We start from the raw sequence: 20,320 nt of genomic DNA, 5'->3' as shown, positions 1-20,320 counted from the left end.
CAAAGCTCAGTTGTTCGAGATAGGGACAAATCACTCTCTTTATCGATGCGCAAAATGCAACAACTAATCATGCAACGCCTCGACCATGCGGGCCAGCAGCGCCGCGAATGCGGAGGCCGCATCCGACATTTCGCGTTCAAGTCGGGCGAGCAGCATCAGTCGGTGCGGGTTCATGCGAGAATCGCGCAACGGCACGAAAACGATCGATCCGTCAGCCACTTCCGGTTCGATGCCGAGCTTGGTGCGAAGCACCACGCCGAGGTTGAGGCGCACCATCTCGGTCATCAGTCCGATCGAGTTGGTCCGCGACCGTCGCGTGATGTCGATCATGGAGCGCCCGATCGCATCGTCGATCGAAATGCCCAAAGCAAGGCTGTTGTCCGAGACGATGACCTGTTCGCCGGCAAGATCGAACAGCTTCACTTCCTTGCGGCCGGCAAGGCGGCTGTCCGGATGAGCGACGACGCCGAGCGGCAGAGGCGTGCTCGCGATCTTGCGCACGTTGCGCGGCACGCGCACGTCGAAAGCAAGCGCCAGATCGCATTCGCCGTCGGCAACTGCATCGCAGGCCCGCTGCGACCCGGCGACATGCACATCGACCGAGATCTGCGGGTGGCGTTTCCAGAATTCCTTCAGCGCGTTCGGCACCAGCCCGCGCGCCGCGCTCTCCACGATTGCCACGGACAACGAGCCGCGGTTGAGGCCACTGAGATCATTGATCTCGGACGAGGCGCGCGCCAACTCGGTGATGCTCTGACGCGCGTGGTAGAGCAGAAGCTCGCCTGCGCTGGTCAGTTTCAGTCGCTGGCGCACACGCTCGAAGAGCGGCGTGCCCAATTCGTCCTCCAGACCCTTGATGACGCGGCTGATGGAGGACGGCGCAACGTTGAGCGCCTGCGCGGTCTGGCGCACCGAGCCCAGCCGCGCAACCAGTTGGAAATAGTGGATGCGCGGTGAGACCAGGCCGAGTCGGAAGGGATCCACTCAGGTGGCCTCGAAGGCCGGGACGATCTCCATTTCCGGCACCAGCACGAGACCCTTGTCGGTGATGCGGATTTCGGGGATGACCGAGAGCGGGATGAGGTTGAAGCCCATATACGGGATGGAGCAGCCGGCCGCCTCCCATTCCCGCTTGAGGACCTTCACCTCCTCCGCGACCTCAGTGACGCGCTTGTCGGACAGGAGCCCGGCGATCGGCAGTTCGACCATTGCGGTCACCTTGCCGTCGACGACGACACAGACGCCGCCTTGCGTTTCCTCGATCGCCCGCAGCGCCACCTGCATGTCGGCCTCGCTGACGCCGGCGATAATGATGTTGTGGCTGTCATGGCCGACGGACGACGCGACGGCGCCGCGCTTGAGCGTGAAATTGCTGAGCAGCCCGTAGGCGACATTGCCGTCCGACTTGCCATGTCGCTCGACCACGGTGACGAAGCACAGGCCGTGGCGGTCGAAATGGTTCTGCCAGTCGTTGGCCGGATCGAGCGTGATCTTCTGATGGCCGAGCGTGATCCCCGGCAGTTCGGTGCGGATGGTATGCGCCACCACCTTGGCGGTTGGCAGGTCCGGCGTCAGCTTGATCTGCTTCGGCAGCTTCACTGTGTGGTAGGCCGTGTCCGGATAGCGGTAGCGGGTCGAGAGGGCCTGGTCGAGCAGCGGCGTGATCTTGCCGTCATCGACGACGAGTTCGCCGCCATACCACGTGCTGACGGGATCGAAGCCGTCGTCGAGCAGCACCAGGTCGGCACGGCGGCCGCCACCGAGGCCTCCGATTTCGCCTTCCATGCCGAAGCGCGTCGCGCCATGCAGTGAGCCCATAGACCAGGCCTGCTCCGGCGTCATGCCGGCCTTCATCGCCTCGCGCGTCACCCAGTCAAGGCCGAAGAGCATCAGGTCGTCAGCATCGCGGTCGTCGGTGCAGACCGCGATGCGCTTGTGCGAGGCTCCGAGTTCCGTGATCGTCTTGATCGCTGCGGGCAGGCTGTGCCACGGCGTCGTCGGCGGGCCGCCGCGCAGGAACAGCCAGATGCCGGCTTCGAGCATGTCGTCGGCGATCTCGTGGTTGATCGCCTCATGGCTGTCGGTGACGCCGGACGCTGCATAGGCCGACACGAATTCGCGTCCATAGACGTGTCCCGATACCGGGCGGCCGCGTTTCAGCGCCGCAGCGAGGATGGCATGGCTGCGTTCATCGCCCATAGCCACTGGCACGAAATCCATCTTCTCGCCGAGCGCCACGGCTTCCGGCCATTTGTCGAACAATGCGCCGATCTTCTCGGCTGTCAGGTCGCCACCGGCCGTTTCCAGCAACGGCGAAGTTGCCGGGACGGTGCTCGGAACCGTCAGGAAAATGGACAACGGCGCCAGGCGCGCGTCCTCCAGCATCGCCTCGATGCCAGCAACGTCCATGACGTTGCCGATCTCGTGGCTGTCGCAGAAGAGGGTCGTGGTGCCGTTGAGCAGCGCCGCCTCGGCATAGGCGCAGGCCGTCACCATCGAGGATTCGATGTGGATGTGCGGATCGACCAGGCCGGGGGCGACGATGCCGCCCCTGGCGTCATATATCCTGGCGCTGCCGCCCTTATAAGTGCCGGCCGGCTTCACAGCGGCGATCCGCCCTCCCGACAACCAGATCTCGCGGCCTGGAAGCACGCGCTCCGAATAGGTCGACAACACGCGTGCGCCAGCAATGACCAGATCGGGATCGGCTCGCCCGGAAGCGACGCCGGCCAGCCGCCGGGTCATGGACGAGAGCGGCTGGACGGAAAGGCGTGTGAGAGAGGTCATTCTGTTGCTAGCCTCGTTCTCGTCGAATGTTGGGCGTCAATGGTAATCGGGGATGCCCGGCATGGTCGTGAAGCCGGGAAGCGCGCGGAAGCGACGCACCCAGCGGCGCAGCGCCGGATACTCGTCATGGTCGACGCCGAAATCGCGGCTCAGCGCAAACGCCGGAAAAAGCGCGATGTCGGCGATGGTCGGGCGGTCCGCAGCGAACCATTCTTTCTTCTCGAAACCCCGCGCGGTCATATGGTCGTCCATGGCGCGGAGCGCTTGCGCGGCACCGGCACGCAGCGCAGCCTCGTCGCCGGCGGCACCGAACATGGCATGGCGGCGCGCGGCGCCGGCAACGCCGAGATCGCCGGCAGCAAAGAAAAGCCACTGCATCACCTTGGCGAAATCCGCACCATCCGCCGGCAGCCATGCACCCGTTGAATCGCGGCTGCGCGCCAGATGGGCGATGATGGACTCGGCGCCGAACATCGTCACCTCGTCGTCGCGGAGGATGGGCAGGCTGCCCGCCGGGTTCATGGCCAGGAATGGCGGCGTCTTCTGCTCCGCCCCCGGAAATGCATCGACTGCAACGGTCTGCCATTCCAGGCCGAGCATGGAAAGCGCCAGCCGCACCTTGTAGCAGTTTTCGTCCAGCTCGTAGTTGTAGAGCGTGATCCTCGCCATCATGCAGCCCGCGTCGTCGAGGTCGCGCCGGTACGCCCGGTCTCGAGGTGGTGGCGCAGTTCACTCGTCCAAGCGAAGAAATGCTCCTGTCCCTTGCCGGCATATTTTGCCGCCGGTCCGTCAATCACGACATGCAGGGCCGATCGTTTGCCGGTCAGCTCTTGCAGGCCAAGAAGCAGCGTCTCTTCGCCGACCTTCAGGCTGAACAGCGTCCCGCTCAGCGCCTTCAGATCAGCGAGCCCGGATCCGCCGGAGGAAGATGTGGGCGGCATGGCCTGCACGACATCGATCACCATCCCGGCGGAACAGTCGAGATACAGGCTGCGGACCGGCACCACCTCCTCTGGCAAGGCAGGCAGTTCAGGCAATGCTGCTGCCGGGTCCAGCGTCGTCCAGATCATGCCAGCCGCCTCGGCCGTGCTGTAGACCGACACGGTAATGGACGCCGGCACCCTGAGATCGGGGTGGGCCGGAATGTATCGGCACTGGCCGGCCGTGTCGTACTGCCAGCCGTGATAAAGGCAGGCGATATGGTCGCCGCGGACAAAACCGAAGCTCAGCTTCATGCCGCGATGCGGGCAGCGATCCTCCCACACATGCGCTGCGCCGCTGTTGTCGCGCCACACCACCAGTTCGTTTCCGCCAAGGCGGATCCCGGCCGAACTGCCCGGCTCGATCGATCCCGACAGCGCCACTGGGTGCCATCCAGCCTGTATCGTCATCCTGCGTCTTCCTCTCTGGAATATCCCCGAATTTCGGCCCGTTCGCAGTCCATTACCAGACAGTCGATTGGTCCCAGGCTACATGCCATCTCGAAGGCATCGATGAGATCGGGCTGGCCCGAAACCTGGACGACAAAAAAATCGTCCGCGGCTTCGTGCACCAGCAGATCGAGATTGAGCCGAGCGGCACGCCTGTCGGCGAACTCGCTAAAGCTCGACGACACCAGTTGGCCGACGAAGCGCAGGCGCGTTGTTTGAGGCGGAGGCGCAAGGTTCTGCGCTTCCGGTAGGTGCTTCATGCCTATATTTCTCCCGGACTGCACATTTTTTAAGCAGTTTTAGAATGTGTCTAGTTAGGCATCATTTTTTGGCTTGTGCAAGCCCCGTTTCCCTGACATCTGTTGCGTATCAGGTGATCGGACAGTTGGAAAAAACCGCGATTATCGAACAACTCGGCAGCCGTCCGTCGCCCAAGAAAACCAGGTGCGGCTTGGGATTGCCGGTCCGGGCGGGTGAGCGTCGATGTCGTTGTCAAGTTTCATTCAGCTTATACCCAAGGTCGAGTTGCACTTGCACCTCGAGGGTGCCGTCTCCACAGAGACATTCGCCGAGCTGGCGGCGCTAAACGCGGTGTCGCTGCCGGACGGCAGATCGACATCGGAGCTCTACAGCTACGGCAACCTGCTGGATTTCCTGAAGATTTACGATCTGGTTTGCGCCTCGATCAGGACTGCGGACGATTTCTCTCGCATCACCTTCGAGGCACTGGAGCGCTGCGCGAAGGCCGGTGCGCGCTACGTCGAACTGTTCTTCAGCCCGCATGCGCATCTGGCTCATGGCGTGGCCTATTCGACTATGCTCGAAGGCATCCTCGACGGCTTTCACCGCGCAAAGGAGCGCTATGGGCTTATAGCAAAGCTGATACCGGCGCATGCGAAGCCGCTCGGCGCGGCAGGTGGCGAGCGCTTCCTGGACATGGTTCTGGCCGAGCGCCCGGCTGAGGTGATCGGCATCGGCTTCGATTACGACGAACGCCCGAACCCACCGCCGATGTTTGCGCGCATCGTCGAGCGAGCGCGGGCTGCCGGGCTCAATGTCACCAACCATGCGGGCGAGGATGGCCCGGCGGGCTACGTCCGCGACACCATCGACATTCTCGGCCTGGGACGGGTCGACCACGGTTACCATGTCGTCGACGACCCGGCGCTGATGGCACAGTGCAGGGAGATGGGCATCGTCTTCACCTGCTGTCCGAGCACGACGCTGGCCACCACCGTCTGGCGTGACCTTTCCGCGCCCGACCACGCGATCCGCCGCATGATCGAGGCCGGGCTTACCGTGACGATCCACTCCGACGATCCGCCCATGTTCGCCACGACACTCGACCGCGAATACGCGCTGATCGCCGAAAATTTTGCGCTCGGGCCGCCGGCACTGAAGCGGATCGCGCTGGCTGGCCTGTCCGCAGCATGGCTCGACGACGACATCAAGCAGGCATGGCTGGCCGACTGGTCGGCAGAAATCGACCGCCTCATGGAAACCGAACTGTCTCTCCCGAACTGAACACGACACGGAACAAAGGACCGAAGCATGATCGACCTGCGCAATCTCTCCCGCCGAGGCTTCCTCAACATGGGCGCCGCAGCCGGCGCCTCGCTGCTCCTGCCGAAATCCGGCCTTATCACGCCCGCCCATGCACAGACGCCGCTCGCCGCCGTCGCCGAGGAAAACGCGGTCATCGCCTTCGGCCACACCGGTCCGGTGACCGATGAAGGCTGGACCTGGAGCCACGACCAGGGCATGAAGGCCGTGCAGGAAGCGTTCCCGAAGCTGAAGACGCTGTTCGTCGAAAGCATCCCCTATTCGGCCGACGCGACCCGCACCTTCCGCCAGTTCGTCTCGGAAGGTGCCAACATGGTGTTTGCCACCTCCAACTATGGCGACTTCCTCTACGACGTGGCCAAGCGTTCGCCGGACGTCGCCTTCTATGAATGCGATGGCCGCAACCCGCTCGAAAATCTCTCGACCTACTATCTCGCCCATTGGTACCCGACCTACGTCACCGGTGTCGCCGCGGGCCTGATGAGCAAGAGCGGCAAGCTCGGCTACGTCGCCTCCTTCCCTGTTCCGTCGGTCTTTTCCGGCACCAATGCCTTCCTGATGGGCGCCCGTTCGGTCAATCCCAACGCCACGATGCAGACCATCGTCATCAATTCGTGGTTCGATCCGCAGGCTGCCACCCAGGCCGGCACCGCACTCATCGACAACGGCGCCGACCTTCTGTTCGGCATCATGGACGAAGCAGGCTATCTGCAGGTGGCCGAGCAGCGCGGCGCGAAGGCCGTGATGTGGAATACCGACATCCGCCGCTATGGGCCGAAGGCCTACGTCTCCTCGATCGCCATCGACTTCAAGAAATTCTATGTCGACCAGGTGCGCCTGCGCCTCGAAGGCAAGTGGACGCCCTCGCAGACCATCCTGCCGATGGGCGGCGGTATCGACCGCGATGCCTGGGGCGAGACGGTGCCCACCGAGGTCGCAAAGCAGGCCGATGCCGTGCGCGACAAGATTCTCGGCGGCTGGAGCCCGTTCGAGGGCGAGATCAAGGACACCAAGGGCAACGTCAAGGTGGCTGCCGGCCATCGCATGACCGAAGAGGAACTCTACAACTGGGATTGGTCGATCGAAGGCGTCAGCGGCCTCCAAGCGTGATCCCGAAAGATTGCAGAGTTTTCGGATAGACTATGCGGGCAGAAGGCAAAGAGCTAAGCGGGATGAATGATTTTGTTCCAGTTCATCATGCTTCGAGTGAGCACCGCTACGGCGGCATGGAGGTGCCGTCCACCTCCCCGGGGCGTTACGAGCCTGGCTCCGGCGCGCCGCCGCTCGTGCTGCTCAAGGGCATCAGCAAATATTTCCCCGGCGTCGTTGCCAACCAGGATGTCGACCTGGACGTGATGCCGGGGGAGATCCACGCCTTGCTCGGCGAGAATGGCGCCGGCAAGTCGACCTTGATGAACATCCTCACCGGCATCTATCAGCCGGATGCCGGTGAGATCGTCGTCGACGGCTATGCCAAACGTTTCGCATCTCCAGTCGATGCGATCTCCGCCGGTATTGGTATGGTCCACCAGCATTTCAAGCTGGTGACCGCCTTCACGGTCGCCGAGAATATTCATCTCGGCTGGTCCGAAACGCCCAAGCGTATTGGCTCGTCGGTGCTCGAGGCGCGGACTGCCGCACTGGCCGAGAAGCTGAACCTCGCGGTACGGCCATCCGCGCGCGTCGCCGATCTTTCGACCGGCGAGCAGCAGCGCGTGGAAATCCTACGCGTGCTCGCGCGCAACGCTCGCGTTCTGATCCTCGACGAGCCGACTGCAGTGCTTACTCCGGCGGAAGCGCGCGAGCTCTTCAAGGCGCTCAAGCAGTTCGTGTCCCGGGGCAATGCGGTGGTCTTCATCAGCCACAAGCTCGACGAGGTGCTGGAGATATCCGACCGCATCACCGTGCTGCGCGGCGGCCGCAAGGTGGCCACCGAAAAGACTGCGGACTGCGGCGAGAAGATGCTGGCGCGCCTGATGGTTGGCCGTGAGATCGTGCTTAGCAATCTGCGTGCCAGGCAGCCAGGCGCGGCCGGCATCTCCGCCGAGCCGGTGCTCAGCCTCAAATCTGTCGTCGCGCGTGACGACGTGGGCGGCATCCTTCTCGACGAGGTTTCGCTCGACATCCATGCCGGCGAGATTGTCGGCATCGCCGGTGTGGCCGGCAACGGCCAGAAGGAGCTGACCCAGGCCGTCACCGGCTTACGGCTGATCCATTCCGGCCAGATACTGCTCGGCGGAAAGGACGTCACGACCGCCGGCGCGGTCGATTACGCGAAGTTCGGCGTCGGCCACATTCCCGAAGACCGGCTGCACAGCGGCCTGGCGCCGGCGCTTTCAATCACCGACAACGCCATAATCCGCGAATATGCGACGGCGCCTGTTTCAAAAGGCTTCGTGTTCCGACCGCGCCTTGCGGCTGCTCTCGCACGCACGATCGCCGAAGCGGCATCCGTTGCGGTGCCCGATTTCGGCATGCCCATGCGCAACCTTTCCGGCGGTAATCAGCAGCGCCTCGTCGCACGCCGCGAGATGCGCATCGCAAGCAAGGTTCTGATCGCCGCCTATCCGAGCCGCGGCCTCGATGTCGGAGCGATCAACACGATGATGCACTACCTCGTCGAATTGCGCGATGCCGGCGTCGGTGTGCTCTTCATTTCCGAGGAGCTGGAAGAGCTGTTCAACCTGTCGGATCGCATCGCCGTGATGTTCCATGGCAAGATCATGGGCGCGGTGGAGACTGCCTCCACCGACATCGAGGAAATCGGCCTGATGATGGGCGGGCAGATGCGGTCCAGTGCTGGCGCCCAGGCCGCTGCCGGGAAGCACTGACCTTGGCGATCAAGTTTCAGCGCGTTCCATCCGCGCAGCCCTCCGTTGCCTTTGCGGCACGTGCCCTGGCGATCGTGCTGGCGCTGGGGGTCGCCGGCCTGGTTCTGGCCGCTCGCGGCAATGCTCCCGTCGAACTCGCCTGGGAGGTGCTCAGCTCGACTTTTGGCTCGAGCTTCGGGCTGGAAGACGTCGGACTTCTGGTCACTCCCCTGATCCTGACCGGCCTGTCGGTCTGGGTAGCGCTGAGAATCGGCGCCTGGAACATCGGCGCGGAGGGCCAATTCTATGCCGGCGCCTTCAGCGCCACGGCGGTCGCGCTGTTCATTCCCGGCCCGACCTGGCTGATCCTGCCTGTTATGTTCACCGCTGGCGCGCTCGGCGGGCTGCTCTGGATACTGGTGCCGACGCTGGCGCGCGCCTACGCCGATGTCAGCGAACTCATCACCACCCTGCTTCTGAATTTCGTGGCGACGCTGATGGTCTATTACGTCGCCACCGGACCATGGCTCGACCCGAGCGGCCATGCGCTCGCGACCACCGCACGTCTGCCGCATGACGTGCCTGAATTCTGGGGTATCGTGCACTACGGTTTCCCGCTGGCGATCCTGCTCACTTTTGTCATCGCAGGACTGCTCAACTACACGCGCTGGGGCTACGAGGTGCGGGTCGCTGGGTCGAACCCGAGCGCGGCGCTTTATGCGGGCATGCCGTTCCGCCGCCGCCTGATCGTCGTCCTGCTGATGTCGGGAGCGATCGCCGGCATCGCCGGTATGCTGGAAGTAGCTGGCACGGTGCATCGCCTGCAGGGCGGCATCTCCAACAATTTCGGCTATCTCGGCATCATGGTCGCGGTGCTGGCGCGCGGTTCCTCACTTGGCGTGCTCGCAGGCGCGGCTTTGATGGGCGTCATCCTGAATTCGGGCATCATCCTGCAAACGCAAGGCATCACCGTATCGGCCGTGCTCGCCATCACCGGACTGATCCTGTTCTTCACGGCGATCGGCAACGAACTCGCTCACTACCGCATCACGCGGACCGAACCGGTCGCGAGCTGAGGAAACACCCATGGACATGATCGCCGGACTGATCCAGACCTCCATTCTCGCCGGCGGCGTGCTGGCGCTGGCGGCGCTGGGCGAGACGCTCTCCGAGCGCGCCGGTGTCGTCAATCTCGGCGTCGAAGGGCTTATGGCGCTCGGTGCAATCACTGGCATCGCGGTCGTCGTCGCCACGCCGCACCCTATGCTCGGCTTCGTCCTTGCGCTTGCCGTCGGTTTCCTCGTTGGCTGCGTCTTCGCTCTTGGCACCGTCGTCGTCAAAGCGAACCAGGTGTTGTGCGGCCTGGCGCTGACGCTGATGGGCACCGGCATGGCCGCAACGATCGGTCGCGCCTATTCCGGCATGCCGGCGCCGGCGACCTTCGCGCCGATCGCTATTCCCTATCTTAGCGACATCCCGCTGCTCGGTCGCGCGATCTTCACGCAGAACATCCTTGTCTACCTGATCTACATCGTCCTGCCGGTTGTGCTGCACTACATCATGTTCCGCACGCGCCACGGGCTGAACATGCGCGCGGTGGGCGAAAACCCCGCGGCAGCCGACGCCGCCGGCATTTCGGTGCAAAGCATCCGCTTCTGGTATGTCGCCGCGGGCTCGGCGCTGGCGGCCGGCGCCGGCGCTTACCTCACGCTTGCCTTCGTGCCCTCCTGGTCGGAAGGCGTCGTGGCCGGCCGCGGCTGGATTGCCGTCTCTCTCGTCATCTTCGCAGGCTACCGGCCCCTCAACGCCGTGCTGGCCGCTCTGCTGTTCGGTCTCATCACCTCTCTCGGCTTCGTCGGCCAAGCACGCAACTGGCCGATCGCGGCGCCGATCCTGTCGATGCTGCCCTATCTCGGCACGATCGCCCTGATCATCGTGCCGGTGCTTGCCTGGCAGCGCATGCGCCGGGTAATGGCCGCGCCGGCTGCTCTCGGCGAACCCTATTTCCGCGACATGCGTTGAGACCATCATGCCCCGCCTGCTTGTCAAGAACATCGATCTGCTCGCCACCTTCGATGGTACGCGCCGCGAGATTTCCGACGGCGCCTTGTTGATCGACGACAACGTCATCGAAGCGGTCGGCACCACCGCGGAACTCAGTGCCTCCAGTGCCGACGAGGTGCTCGACCTATCGGGCCATGTGGTCATGCCGGGCATGGTGAACACGCATCATCATATGTACCAGAATCTCACCCGTGTGATGGCTCAGAACGACGAGCTGCTTGTCTGGCTGAAGACGCTCTATCCGATCTGGGCCGAGCTCGACGACGATGCCATAGGCGTCTCGGCGCGCGTAGCGATGGCCGAGCTCATCCATTCGGGCTGCACGACCAGCTCCGATCACCTCTACATCTTGCCCAACAATTGCACGCTCGACGCGACGATCGGTGCGGCCCGCGATATCGGTCTGCGTTTCCACGCTGCGCGTGGAGCCATGTCGCGCGGCGAAAGCCAGGGCGGCTTGCCGCCGGATCGCTGCGTCGAAAAGGAAGAGGATATCCTGAAGGATGCCGAACGGCTGATCGGCAGCTATCACGACGCGTCGCGACATTCGATGAGCCGAATCATCCTGGCTCCTTGCTCGCCGTTCTCGGTGACTCCGGAGTTGATGCGCGATGCGGCATCGCTGGCGCGCAGCCACAAGGGCGTGAACCTGCATTCGCACCTTGCCGAAGAGCTTTTCGAGGAGAAGTACTGCCTCGAAATCTATGGCAAGCGGCCGGTCGAGTTCGCCGAATCCGTCGGCTGGCTCGGTGACGACGTCTGGTTCGCCCACTCGATTTTCATGACCAGCGACGAGATCGACCGCTTCGCCGAAACCGGCACCGGGGTCGCCCATTGCCCGTCGGCTAACATGCGCTGCGGCCAGGGCATCGCGAAGATCCGCGAGATGCTCGACAAGGGCGTGAAGGTCGGCCTTGGCGTCGACGGCTCGGCCTCGAACGACACGTCGAACCTGTTCATGGAAGCGCGGCTGGCGCTGATGCTTCAGCGTGTCGCGCCGCACCACTACCTCTCCGAAAAGCCCGGCGGCCGCGGCGGTTTCGGCGGCACGCCGACGGCGCTGTCCGCGCGCGAGGCCCTCGAAATGGCGACGCGCGGCGGCGCTGCCCTGCTCGGTCGCAATGACATCGGCCATCTCGCGCCCGGCATGTGCGCCGACTTCATCGCGGTCAAACGCAGCCAACTCGGCCTTTCCGGCACCGAGCGCGACCCGCTCGCCGCGCTGGTGCTTTGCGGACCCTTCAAGGTCGACTATTCCTACATCAACGGCCGGCAGATTATCGCGAGAGGCGACTTCGCCTCTTTCGATGTCGAGGCGGCGATGGCCGAACACCGGGCCGTGATGGACCGCATCTATCGGCAGTGAGATAGCACAGGAAGGACGCAACAATGACCATTAAGCGAGCTGCGGAGCAGGCGGCCCTCGACCAATGGTATTGCATTGACGCGCTGAACGAGATTCCGGTCGGCACGATGCCGAACCGGCTTCTGGGCATCGATCTGTTGGTAGCCCGCGATACGGCAGGCCCGGTCAATGTGTCGCGTGCCGGCGACGGCAGCCAAGTCCCGGCCAGGGAACGCTACGGCTATCTATGGATCACGCTCGGCATGCCGGCCGGCGATGTGCTGTCGATCCCGGAGGCCTATGAGGACGACCGCCGGCCTGTCGTTTGCGGAGCGATCGCGGTAAAGGCGTCCGGCCTGCGCATCGTCGAGAATTTCCTCGACATGGCGCATTTCCCCTTCGTCCATACCGACATATTGGGCGCCGAGCCGCACACGGAAGTGCGGCATTACACAACCGAAATCCGCCGCGACGTGGATGAGGTGTGGGCGACCAACTGCGAATTCTTCCAGCCGCAGGCGGCACTCTCGGCGACCGATGGCATCATGACCCAATACATGTACCGGGTCGCCAATCCTTTCGCGGTGATGCTCTACAAGACCTGCCCCAACTCGGCTACCCGGTGGGACGTGATCTGTCTGTTCGTGCAGCCCCTCGATCCGGACCGCTGCCGCGCGCACCCCGTCATGTTCCTGATCGACGACGTATCGACCACGACCGAACTGGTGCAGTTCCAGCAGCTCATCTTCCTGCAGGACCGCATCATCCTGGAGAACCAGCGGCCACTTCTTTTGCCGCTCGAGCCGCGCGCGGAAATCCCGACGCGGGCCGACGGCTCGTCGATCGCCTATCGCCGCTGGCTGAAGGAGAAGGGCATCACCTACGGCACGACGGCGCAAGCCGCATGAGCGGCTGCCCTTCCGATATTGTCATCGGCATCGACGGACGGGCAATCGCGCTCTGGCGCTTCGCGACGGCAGTGCGTAGCTGTTCTTCGGCGGAGGACAGGTGAGCGACCTGAGCGGCAAGACGCTTCTGGCCAGCGGCTTTCACGCTCCGGAGCGCGGGCTCGTGGAAGAGTTGCGCCATGCCCTGATCGCAATCGATCAATCAGGCATCATCGCCTCGGTGCTGCATCCGCATGGTGCTGGCTATGACGAGGCGCTGGAGGCCGCGCGCCGGACCGGTTCGCTGGCGACCTTGCCGGCGCAGAGTTATCTGCTGCCCGGCTTCGTCGATCTTCACGTGCACGCGCCGCAATATCCGCAGCTCGGCCGGGCGCTGGACGTGCCGCTCGAGGCCTGGCTCCACAAACACACGTTTCCCCTGGAGGCGCGCTACGCCGATCTCGCCTTCGCGCGGCGCAGCTACGGCCTGCTGGTCGACGACCTGATCGCTAACGGCACGACCACAGCGCTCTACTTCGCAACTATCCACCAGGACGCGACAAGGCTGCTCGTCGACATTTGCCTCGAACGCGGGCAACGTGCGCTGGTCGGCAAAGTGGCGATGGACAATCCCGACGAGTGCCCGGCCTATTATCGCGATACCTCGGCGGACGCGACCATCGATGGCACGCGCGCTCTGATCGGCTACGTGCATGGGCATCCGGACAATGCCACGGGACGGGTAAAGCCGGTCATTACGCCGCGCTTCATCCCCTCCTGTACCGACGCCGCCCTCGAAGGGCTCGGCACGCTTGCGCAGGAATACGGCTGCCATGTGCAGACGCATTGCTCGGAGAGCGACTGGGCGCATGGCTACGTGCTGCAGCGCCACGGGATCAGCGACACGTCGAGCCTTGATCGCTTTGGCCTGCTGCGCGCCGGCAGCGTGCTCGCGCACGCCAATTTCATTACGCTTGCCGACATGGAGACGATCCGCGTGCGCAAGGCGGCCGTGGCGCACTGCGCCGTCTCCAACGCCTACTTCGCAGGCGCCGTGTTCCCGTTGAGGGCGGCCCTCGAGAAGGGTGTCAAGGTCGGGCTCGGCACCGACATTTCCGGGGGACCGAGCGCCTCGATGTTCGATGCGATGCGCGCGACGGTCATGTCGTCGCGCATGCTGGAAACCGGCACCGACCCGGCGCTAGCGGCCGAGACGCGCGGCACGGCCGGAACAGCACGCGTCGACTTTCGCGAGTCCTTCCACCTGGCGACGGCAGGCGGTGGCGCGGCACTCGGCTTGCCTGTGGGGCGATTCTCGCCTGGCTACCATTTCGATGCGATCCTGGTCGACACCGCCGCGCCCAGAGGCACAATTCACCTGTGGGACGAACTCGACGACGGCGACGGCATCCTTCAGAAGATCGTCTACTCCGCTTCCAGGGCCAACATCGCGTCGGTCTGGGTCGGCGGGAGAGCTGTTCTCGCCTAAGCGGACGGGAGGCTGTGCCGAGAACCAGGAATCTTCCCGTGTTATTCCTTACGGTCGGGGCACGTCATGGATTTTGATCAGTATTCGCCGACGTCGATGACAGCCTGGGCAAAGGCTTGCGGGGCTTCTTGAGGCAAGTTGTGGCCGATACCGCCGGTGATGATCCGGTGCGTGTATCTGCCCGAGAATTTCTTGGCGTAGGAACTGCTGTCGGGATGGGGTGCGCCATTGGCATCACCCTCAAGGGTAATGGTCGGCACTGTGATCACGGGAGCTTCGGCCAGCCGGTTTTCCAGAACGTCATATTCCGGCTCGCCCTGTGCCAGGCCGAGCCTCCAGCGGTAATTGTGAATGACGATGCTGACGTGATCCGGGTTGTCCAGTGCTGCGGCGCTGCGCTGGAAGATGTCATCGTCGAAATTCCACTGCGGCGAAGCGAGTTGCCAGATGAGTTTGGCGAAATCGCGCGTGTATTTCTCGTAGCCGGCGCGGCCGCGATCCGTGGCGAAGTAATACTGATACCACCATTGAAGCTCCGCCTCCGGGGCCAGCGGCACCATGCCGACCTGCTGATTTCCGATGAGATAGCCGCTCACCGAGACGATCGCCTTGCAACGCTCAGGCCAGAGCGCGGCAACGACATTGGCCGTTCGGGCGCCCCAGTCGCAGCCGGCGATCGTGGCCTTTTCGATCCCCAGCGCATCCATCAGGGCGATCGTATCCGCGGCGAGCGCCGACTGCTGGCCATTGCGCATCGTCTCGTCCGACAGGAATCGCGTAGTGCCGTAGCCGCGCAGGTAGGGCACAATCACGCGGTACCCCTTTGCGGCAAGCAGAGGAGCGACGTCGGTGTAGGTGTGAATGTCATAGGGCCAGCCATGAAGCAGGATCACTGAAGCACCTTCGGCAGGCCCCAGCTCCGCATATCCGACGCTCAGTTTTTCGGCATTGACCTGTCTGAGCGAGCCGAATGATTCCGGCCTGGCTTGCGTCGCGGACGCCCTCGCCTCGACCATCCAAGTGGCTGCCGGCGCGCTCAAGCCGAGTTCGGTGGCGGCGAACGTCATTGCTGTCGCACCGACAATGCGCCGGCGGCGATAATCGACCGTCTCGGGAGCCTTACTCGCATTCATGATGAAGCCTCTATGATGACCAACAAGCGGGAACAACTAGACCGGCCGCCGCATCGGCCGACAGGAAACATTGCGCTTATTTCGACGGTGACTGCGGCGAATCCAGTATTGCAACCACTCGGCCAGGGGGCAGTGCGGCGAGCTCTGACTGAATGTCGGTAAGGTCCAGCGTTTCCTCGATTTCCCTCCTCAGAAATTCGAGACGTAGGCCATCCCCGCGCTTGGAAGCGGCTGGATGTAGCATCCGCAGGAACGGCAGCATGAGAATGACTCCTGATCTTCTGTTTGGGCGAGAGGATATGTTGCATCTGATCTTATGCTCGAAGTCGCCCTCGGCTTCAGACGAGGCCCTCGCGATCCATTGCGATGCGCACGGCCGGCCGGGCAGCCATTCGGGCGCGAAGGGCTTGCAAGGGCGCGGGAACAGGGACGTGGAAGCGCGCCGCCCAAAGCAGCATCACGAAAAGATAAAAATCCGCGACGCTGGGTTTGTCGCCGAACAGATAGTCGGTCTCGAGCCCGTCAGCGAAGAACTCGAGTTGGCTCGTAATCGTCGCGCTCGCCCTGGCCTTTTCGGCATCGCTGCTTTGGTGCCACATCGGCTTGAAGCTTCGGTGTATTTCAGTTGAGACGTAGGTCAGCGCTTCGAGAAGGCGGGTACGGCCCAACGGCCCCGCCACTCCCAGTGGCGGGTATTGCGACGCAATCCAGTCGAGGACGGCGATATTTTCCGTCAGCGTTTCGCCGCTATCCAGCACGAGGGCTGGAACGTAGCCCTTGCGCGTGACGGTAGTGAAATCATCCCCGGAGCCTGTCCGTTTGGTCTTGAGGTTCACACTTTCGCGCTCGAAGGAAACACCGGCCTCTTCCAGAGCGATGTGGTCCGCCAGGCTGCAGGCGAGAGGGCTGTAGTAGAGTTTCACCGCTTTTCCCTTTTCTGAACCCGATTGAATCCCGCAATTGGTCGTCGCCGAGCGGAAAACCTGCCCCGCGCCACGCGAGACAACCGCTCCAGAAACTCGCACTTCGCGGAGACGACGACTACGACACCGACAGCCAGGCGTGCCTATGCCGAGGTATGGTCGGGCTGAAGTTCGGGATCGCCGTGCACAATGCCGGGACGTATGCCAGCTCAGTGGCCAACGGTTATCTGGAGGAATCCAGAACCTTCCATGATGGCATCGCCAGGCCAGCCAGTCCTTCGCTCAGGAAATCCTAAACGAAAGTATTGGACGCACGTGCCGTTGGCACGATGGCTCACACCCGGCCACGGCCGGCATATTTCACGCGACGTGAGCAGACTGGAAAGGCGAAAGCCGTGGCCTGCTTTTGCTCGATTGCCACCAACGCGATGACGCAGCTTCCGACAATAGGAGTCGCCATCATGGCCGACCTTTCCGAAACCCCCACAGCCGAGCACACATTGCGCGTCGAAGCGCCCGCCGCGATCGAGGTCGACGTCTCCTCGCTGACGCCGGGAACGTCGCTGATCGTCGACTGGCACGGCAAGCCGGTGGTCGTGCGCAACCGCACCGAAAAAGAGAGGAAGGACGGCCAGGCAGTCAGTCTCGCCGAGCTCAAGGATCCAATTGCCCGCAACGCCAACCTGCCGGCCGATGCGCCGGCAACCGACGCCAATCGAACTATGCCGGGCAAGGAAGCCTGGGTGGTGATGGTCCAGGTCTGCACCCATCTCGGCTGCATCCCGCATGGTCAGGAAGGCGATTTCGACGGCTGGTTCTGCCCCTGCCATGGTTCGCAATACGACACCGCGGGCCGCATCCGGAAGGGGCCGGCACCCGAGAACATGGCGGTACCGGTGTTCCAATTCGTTTCCGACACCAAGATCCGTATCGGCTGAGGCGAGCGCATTTCGATGAGCGGCGACAAACACTCGACCTATACGCCCAAAACCAGAATCGAACGTTGGTTCGATGCCCGCCTGCCGCTGCCGCGGCTGGTGCACGACAGCTTCATTGTCTATCCGGTGCCGCGCAACCTGAACTATGCCTATACGTTCGGCGGCATTCTCACGATCATGCTGGTTTCACAGATCCTGACCGGCATCGTGCTGGCGATGCATTACGCTCCTGATACGGGGCTGGCCTTCAACTCGGTCGAGCAGATCATGCGCGACGTGAATTCGGGCTGGCTGCTGCGCTATCTCCATTCCAACGGCGCGTCGTTCTTCTTCATTGCCGTCTACCTCCACATCTGCCGCGGGCTCTACTATGGTTCGTACAAGGCGCCGCGTGAGCTGCTGTGGGTGCTCGGTTGCACCAACCTCCTGCTGATGATGGCGACGGCCTTCATGGGTTACGTGCTGCCTTGGGGCCAGATGTCGTTCTGGGGCGCCACCGTCATCACCGGCTTCTTCACCGCCATCCCGCTGGTCGGCGACTGGCTCCAGCAGCTTTTGCTCGGCGGCTTCGCGGTCGACAATCCGACGCTGAACCGCTTCTTTGCGCTGCATTACCTGCTGCCATTTGTGCTTGCGGGCGTGGTGACCTTGCACATATGGGCGCTTCACGTCGTCGGCCAGAACAATCCGACCGGCATCGAGGTCAAATCGAAAACCGATGTCGTGGACTTCACGCCCTATGCCACCGTCAAAGATGCCTTCGGCATCCTCGTGTTCCTGTTCTTCTTCGCTTATTTCGTTTTCTACCTGCCGAACTACCTCGGCCATTCCGACAATAGCAGCATCGCCAATCCGCTGAAGACGCCGGCCCACATCGTCCCGGAATGGTACTTCCTGCCGTTTTACGCGATCCTGCGGGCCATCACCTTCAATATCGGGCCCATCGATTCCAAGCTCGGCGGCGTGCTCGCGATGTTCGGCTCGATCGCGGTGCTGTTCCTGGTGCCGTGGCTCGACACCTCGAGGGTACGCTCGGCGGTCTATCGGCCCTGGTACAGGGTGCTCTTCTGGCTGTTCGTTGCCAATGCTCTCTTTCTCGGTTGGCTCGGCTCCCGGCCGGCGGAAGGCGCATATATCGTCATGTCCCAACTGGCGACGCTTTACTATTTTGCGTTCTTCATCATCGCCATGCCGGTGCTCGGGCTGATCGAAAAGCCGCGACGGCTGCCGAATTCGATCACCGAAGCAGTTCTCGAAAAAGACAAGGCCAGCGGCAGAGGCCCGATCGCCGGGCCGGAGACCAAACATTGAACTTGGCATCGCGGTGATCGTTCATGAGCTGGTGGAACTCTCCTCTGGTCTACATCGTGTTGCTCGGCCTCGCCGGGATCGTCGTTTGGTCCCTCATCCCCAGACGCTTCGCCAATGCGAAGCTGGTCGTCCAACTCGGCTTTTTCCTCGCGATGTCGGCCATGGTTCTCGACCTGCGCGTCGTGCCATACGAGACCGCAGGGGACAACGAGACAACCGGAGGAGCGATCCTCATCGGCTCGGTCAAGCTGCTCTGGTGGGTTCACCTTGCCTGGGCGCTAATCGGATTTGTCCGTATCTATCTCGTCTTCGAGCGAAAGCCGCGCGAGGCACGTCTCCTGCAGGACGTCGTGGTCGGTGTCGTCTACGCTGGAATGTTCCTGTCGATCCTGGCGTTTGTCTTTGCAGTGCCGGTCGGAACGCTCATTGCCACGTCGGGCGTCTTTGCCGTCATCCTGGGACTGGCGCTCCAGAATACGCTTGGTGACGTATTTTCGGCGATCGCGCTTAACCTCGGCCGCCCTTACGTGCTTGGAAACTGGATCATTCTGGGCGACGGAACCGAAGGCCGCGTTGTCGAGACCAATTGGCGGTCGACCCAACTTCTGACCCCGACACACAATGTCGTGGCGCTGCCAAACAGCCTTCTCGCCAAGATCGGGGTAACAAATCTAAGCGGTCCGGACGAGAGCCATGGACTTGCCGTAACCGTCAAGGTGGCGCCAACGAAGACGCCGGCGATCATCGTAGAGCTCATGCGCACTGTCTTGCTGAGCTGCAATTCAATCCTCCAGGAGCCTTCGCCTTCGGTCACCATCAGAAGCCTGGATGCCGCAGCTATCGAGATCGAGTTGTTTTTTCGCGTCGCAAGTATCGACCAGCGAAGTGCCGCTCGGAACGAAATCTTCGATCTCATTTATCGCCATTCAAAGTCGACCGGCATGCTGCTGGCGGAGCCATTTTCGGGCTCGATTGCCATGACCAACCGGCCGGGCCACGAGATGGCGGCCTCCCATGGCTTCACCCCGATCGAACTCATCAATTCCATACCGGTATTCTCGGCGCTAACGGATACCGAGCAGGAGTCGCTCGCCAAAGCGGCCTCGGTTCGCACCTACCATAAGGGCGAAATCATCGCACGACAGGGAGAGATGCTGCCGTCGCTTATGATCGTACGGACGGGAGTCATCGTCCGGCAAATTGGCGAGGGCGATGATCAACTGCAGGAGATCGGCCGGCTTGCACCTGGCGATTTCTTCGGCGAGACCGGCTTGCTCGCCGGCATTGGCGAGATGTCAAGTTTGCGGGCAATGACCCCCATCACGGTTTACGAGATAGACCAGGAAAACTTTGCGCCGCTGCTGCACGACAGGCCCGAAATGGCCGAAGATCTTGCCGCGATCCTGTCGATGAGGGTGTCGGCTCTTAATGAAAGCGGCATCGCCGGACAGCACCACGCGGGCTCCAAATTCGCGCTCCTCAAAGCCATTCAGACAGTCTTTCGCGCCGCTCCGTTCAAGCGCGTTCGAACACCTGGCTGATAAGGCATGCAGAAGGACAGAGATCCATGACCATCCGCCAAAGCGATATCACAGGCATCGATACACCCATCCAGCCGGCTCCGTGATTTTGCGGACGGA

Annotated in this window: 18 protein-coding genes; 11 read left to right on the top strand and 7 right to left on the bottom strand. The window is 62.8% G+C overall.

Going from position 1 to position 20,320, the window contains the following annotated elements:
* Window positions 1-63 precede the first annotated feature (63 nt).
* From NKI70_RS02695 to NKI70_RS02675, 5 genes are read right to left on the bottom strand one after another with little or no spacing between them, the layout of a single operon-like run.
* Window positions 64-984, bottom strand: a complete 921-nt coding sequence (locus NKI70_RS02695; RefSeq protein ID WP_352619283.1) for a LysR family transcriptional regulator — start codon at window positions 982-984, stop codon at window positions 64-66.
* A complete protein-coding gene (locus tag NKI70_RS02690) occupies window positions 985-2,787 on the bottom strand; it encodes an adenine deaminase (RefSeq protein WP_352724113.1) in 1,803 nt (600 codons plus the stop codon). It lies immediately after the preceding gene.
* A 36-nt stretch (window positions 2,788-2,823) separates the two neighbouring features.
* Window positions 2,824-3,459, bottom strand: a complete 636-nt coding sequence (locus NKI70_RS02685) for a glutathione S-transferase family protein (RefSeq protein WP_352571160.1) — start codon at window positions 3,457-3,459, stop codon at window positions 2,824-2,826.
* Window positions 3,456-4,178: a Rieske 2Fe-2S domain-containing protein gene (locus NKI70_RS02680; protein ID WP_352724111.1), complete on the bottom strand. Its 723-nt coding sequence runs from the start codon at window positions 4,176-4,178 to the stop codon at window positions 3,456-3,458. Before NKI70_RS02680 ends, NKI70_RS02685 begins: the two co-directional genes overlap by 4 nt.
* Window positions 4,175-4,477: a hypothetical protein gene (locus NKI70_RS02675; RefSeq protein WP_023674230.1), complete on the bottom strand. Its 303-nt coding sequence runs from the start codon at window positions 4,475-4,477 to the stop codon at window positions 4,175-4,177. The genes NKI70_RS02680 and NKI70_RS02675 overlap by 4 nt, the downstream gene beginning before the upstream one ends.
* A gap of 223 nt (window positions 4,478-4,700) precedes the next feature.
* Here NKI70_RS02675 and add point away from each other — a divergent pair, with 223 nt between their 5' ends.
* The 8 genes from add (at window position 4,701) to guaD (ending at window position 14,375) form a co-directional block, all read left to right on the top strand.
* Window positions 4,701-5,741 carry an adenosine deaminase gene (gene add / locus NKI70_RS02670; protein ID WP_023674229.1) on the top strand — a complete coding sequence of 347 codons (1,041 nt, stop codon included), beginning with the start codon at window positions 4,701-4,703 and terminating at the stop codon, window positions 5,739-5,741.
* A gap of 27 nt (window positions 5,742-5,768) precedes the next feature.
* Entirely contained in the window at window positions 5,769-6,890 is a 1,122-nt protein-coding gene (locus NKI70_RS02665) for a BMP family ABC transporter substrate-binding protein (protein ID WP_031211089.1), read from the top strand.
* 116 nt (window positions 6,891-7,006) lie between these two features.
* The gene (locus NKI70_RS02660) at window positions 7,007-8,611 is read left to right on the top strand and encodes an ABC transporter ATP-binding protein (protein ID WP_051406067.1); all 1,605 of its coding nucleotides are present in this window, start codon (window positions 7,007-7,009) and stop codon (window positions 8,609-8,611) included.
* 2 nt (window positions 8,612-8,613) lie between these two features.
* Window positions 8,614-9,666, top strand: a complete 1,053-nt coding sequence (locus tag NKI70_RS02655) for an ABC transporter permease (RefSeq protein WP_352635274.1) — start codon at window positions 8,614-8,616, stop codon at window positions 9,664-9,666.
* 10 nt (window positions 9,667-9,676) lie between these two features.
* On the top strand, window positions 9,677-10,612 hold the full coding sequence (locus NKI70_RS02650) for an ABC transporter permease (protein ID WP_023674225.1): 936 nt from the start codon (window positions 9,677-9,679) through the stop codon (window positions 10,610-10,612).
* 7 nt (window positions 10,613-10,619) lie between these two features.
* Window positions 10,620-12,020: an 8-oxoguanine deaminase gene (locus NKI70_RS02645; RefSeq protein WP_352724109.1), complete on the top strand. Its 1,401-nt coding sequence runs from the start codon at window positions 10,620-10,622 to the stop codon at window positions 12,018-12,020.
* 23 nt (window positions 12,021-12,043) lie between these two features.
* On the top strand, window positions 12,044-12,907 hold the full coding sequence (locus NKI70_RS02640; protein WP_352724107.1) for an aromatic ring-hydroxylating dioxygenase subunit alpha: 864 nt from the start codon (window positions 12,044-12,046) through the stop codon (window positions 12,905-12,907).
* Window positions 12,908-13,007: 100 nt separating this feature from the next.
* Entirely contained in the window at window positions 13,008-14,375 is a 1,368-nt protein-coding gene (guaD, locus tag NKI70_RS02635) for a guanine deaminase (protein WP_352724105.1), read from the top strand.
* Window positions 14,376-14,452: 77 nt separating this feature from the next.
* Here the strand turns inward: guaD and NKI70_RS02630 are convergent, their stop codons facing one another.
* Together NKI70_RS02630 and NKI70_RS02625 are read right to left on the bottom strand one after the other, a co-directional pair.
* On the bottom strand, window positions 14,453-15,508 hold the full coding sequence (locus tag NKI70_RS02630) for an alpha/beta fold hydrolase (protein ID WP_352571146.1): 1,056 nt from the start codon (window positions 15,506-15,508) through the stop codon (window positions 14,453-14,455).
* A 338-nt stretch (window positions 15,509-15,846) separates the two neighbouring features.
* Complete coding sequence (locus tag NKI70_RS02625; protein ID WP_352571145.1) at window positions 15,847-16,431, bottom strand: glutathione binding-like protein; 585 nt, start codon at window positions 16,429-16,431, stop codon at window positions 15,847-15,849.
* A 461-nt stretch (window positions 16,432-16,892) separates the two neighbouring features.
* Between NKI70_RS02625 and petA the strand changes: the two genes are divergently transcribed.
* From petA to NKI70_RS02610, 3 genes are read left to right on the top strand one after another with little or no spacing between them, the layout of a single operon-like run.
* On the top strand, window positions 16,893-17,369 hold the full coding sequence (gene petA, locus NKI70_RS02620) for a ubiquinol-cytochrome c reductase iron-sulfur subunit (RefSeq protein ID WP_352571144.1): 477 nt from the start codon (window positions 16,893-16,895) through the stop codon (window positions 17,367-17,369).
* A 15-nt stretch (window positions 17,370-17,384) separates the two neighbouring features.
* A complete protein-coding gene (locus NKI70_RS02615) occupies window positions 17,385-18,680 on the top strand; it encodes a cytochrome b (RefSeq protein ID WP_352724102.1) in 1,296 nt (431 codons plus the stop codon).
* Window positions 18,681-18,703: 23 nt separating this feature from the next.
* On the top strand, window positions 18,704-20,221 hold the full coding sequence (locus NKI70_RS02610; protein ID WP_352724100.1) for a mechanosensitive ion channel family protein: 1,518 nt from the start codon (window positions 18,704-18,706) through the stop codon (window positions 20,219-20,221).
* Window positions 20,222-20,320 lie beyond the last annotated feature (99 nt).

Origin of the sequence: Mesorhizobium sp. M0500, from assembly GCF_040321165.1 — a bacterium.
Lineage (GTDB): Bacteria > Pseudomonadota > Alphaproteobacteria > Rhizobiales > Rhizobiaceae > Mesorhizobium.
The sequence above is the reverse complement of the archived record's forward strand: the minus strand, read 5'-3'. Positions and strand labels throughout refer to the sequence as shown.